Source organism: Streptomyces sp. MnatMP-M17 (assembly GCF_900091995.1).
Lineage (GTDB): Bacteria > Actinomycetota > Actinomycetes > Streptomycetales > Streptomycetaceae > Streptomyces.
The window spans coordinates 1-2,624 of sequence record NZ_FMDK01001083.1 but is presented as its reverse complement, the minus strand read 5'-3'; the positions used below and the strand labels follow the sequence as shown (position 1 = coordinate 2,624).

General features: G+C 72.5%; 2 protein-coding genes. Both read left to right on the top strand.

Features of this window, described 5'->3' with window-relative positions; all coding sequences use genetic code 11:
- The coding region (locus GA0115259_RS40885) for an NB-ARC domain-containing protein (RefSeq protein WP_237540742.1) at window positions 1-1,023 on the top strand (1,023 nt) is incomplete at its 5' end.
- 68 nt (window positions 1,024-1,091) lie between these two features.
- Window positions 1,092-2,624, top strand: a 1,533-nt coding sequence (locus GA0115259_RS36200; RefSeq protein WP_141716843.1) for a TOMM precursor leader peptide-binding protein, incomplete at its 3' end; no start/stop codon positions are given.

Here is a 2,624-nt window from a genome sequence, read left to right as displayed (position 1 = left end):
GGAACGGCGCGGCCGGCACTCGCCGCGGCTCCCGCGCCGGCCCCCGGCCAGGCTCCCGCTCCCGTAACACCTTCCGCGCCGGTCCCGCTGCCCGTACCGCCCGTGCCGTCCTTCACCGGCCGGGCCGCCGAGCGGGCGGCGATCAACGCGAGCCTCACCTCCGGAACCTCCGCCACCGTCGTGGTTCTCTCCGGAGCCCCGGGCATCGGCAAGACGGCACTGGCGCTCCAGAGCGCCCATGACTGTCAGGACAGCTTCCCGGGCGGTGTGTTCGTCCTCACCATGACCCGTCCCGACGGATCGTCCGTCACTCCGGCCGAGGCGATGGCGGACCTCCCGGCGCCCGGCGCCGCCGCCGGACGGACACTGATCGTCCTGGACGATGTCACCACCGCCGACCAGGTACGCCCGCTGCTCCCGGCCGCGGCCGGCGGCGCGGCGGTCGTCACCAGCAGACGCGGACTGGCCGGACTCGTGGCCACCCACGGCGGCACGGTCCACCGGCTCTCCACGCTGGATCCCAAGGAGTCCGAGGAGCTGCTGGCCGCCGCCCTCGGCCCGGACCGGGTACGTGCCGAGCCCGCCGCCGCCCGCGAACTGGCCCGTGTCTGCGGTCACTTCCCGCTCAGTCTGCGGATCGCCGCCGCCCGGCTGCTCACCCGTCCCGGGCTGCGCATCGAGGACTGTGTGGCCTGGCTGGCCGAGGATCTGCCGGCCAGGCTCTCCCTCGCCGACGACCCGAGGATGTCCGTACCGCATGTGTTCGGCCGGGCTCTGCACCGGCTGGAGCCGCGCTGGCAGCAGGCCTTCCGCCAACTCGGCGACCAGGAAGGGCTGTTGCTCTCCTCCGGAGTGCTCGGCGACTCCGCGGAGGCGGAGGAGGCGCTGGAGCGTCTCGCCGACGCCGGACTGCTCGAAGAAGGGCCTCCCGGCCCTTACCGCATCCATCAACTGCTGAAAATCTACGCGCGTCGGCAGGCGCGCGAATGGAACCGGAACCAGACGGCCACAGCGCCCCACTGACGGGCCATGCCCGAACTCGCACGATCCGGCCACCTTGACCACGCCACGTATCCAGGGGTGTCATCCACATGGGCTCAACCTATGAAGCCGTCGCCACGACCCGTCCGCGTATCCGCCGGGACGTCCTGTTCACCGAGACGGCGGACGGAGTGCTGTTCCACAACGCCGACGGCGGGTTCCAGCTCACCGCCAGGTCCGCCTACCGCTTCGCCACACTGATCGTCCCGCATCTCACCGGAGAGCACTCGGTCGCCGACATCTGCCAGGGCCTCGGCGACCAGCAGCGCGCCATGGTCGGCGAGCTGGTGAAGAGCCTGTACGAACGGGACTTCGCCCGCGCGGTGCCGCCGGCCGGGGCCGAGGTGGTGGAAACACCGCCCGATGTGGCCCGGCGCTTTGCCCCGCAGATCGCCTATGTCGACCACTACTCCGACGACGCCGAGGTCAGGTTCCGGCGGTTCGCCACCGCACGGGTGGCCGTCCTCGGCGACGATCTCGTCGCCCGCTGGTGTGTGCTCAGCCTGATCCGCAACGGCTGCGCCACCATCGGTGTACGGCCCGGACTCGACGGCGAGGCCAGGGAGATCATCGAGAGCGAGGCACGGGAGGCGGCGGACGACGGCTGCCCGGTGAGCCTTGTCGACCTCGGCGCGGACGATCCCGGACAGCCTCTGGGCTGGCCGGACCTCGACGCGTACGACATCGTCGTGGTGACCGGTGGACCGGAGGCGCCCGGGCGGCTGTTCCCGCTGCTGCGCGCGGGCGTTCCCGAGGGCCGTACGCTGCTGCCGGCCTGGTCCTACGGCCATCACTCGGTGGTGGGACCGCTGATGACGGCCGGGGCCACGAGCTGCTGGGCGTGTGCCGCGCTGCGTATCGGCTCCCACGACGAGGCCGCTGCCGCCGCCGACATCTGGAGCGCGCTGGCGCTGCCCGGCACCGTACCGGCCGGTGCCCTTCCGAGCCGTCCGCTGGCCGCCATGATCGGCAATCTGCTCGGCTACGAGATCTTCCGGATCACCACCGACGCGCTGCCGGCCGAGACCGCGGGCCAACTGATCGTGCAGGACATGAGGTCGCTCGATGTGTCCGCCGAACCGCTGCTGCCGCACCCGCGCTGTCCCTTCTGCGCCGGCGCCGATGGAGGCGCTGACGGTCGGGCCGACGGAAGTGCCGTATCGACAGTGGCCGTTGATGCGACCGCGTCCGTTGATCTCACCACGGCCGGGAGCGACACGCTGCCGATGCCGACGCTCGCCACGGCCCGGGACGCCGACGCCCTGGTGGAGGAGTTGAACCGCCGCTCGGTGCTGGTCCGGCCACGGGCCGGCGTCTTCAGCCGGTTCGCCGACGAGCCGCTCACCCAGATCCCGCTCAAGGCCGGCGTCGTCGAGTTCGGCACCGGCCACGGCGCCGCGCGCCGGGTCGCCGCCTTCGACGTCCACCATGTCGCGGGAGCCCGGCTGCGGGCGCTGAACGCGGCTGCCGAGGTCTACGCCGAGCATGTCGTGCCCACGGCGGGTGTACTGACCGGTGACCGGCTCGCGGCGGTACGCGCGCGGATACGCGCCGTGGAGCCCGTGGCGCTGACGACCGTGGGC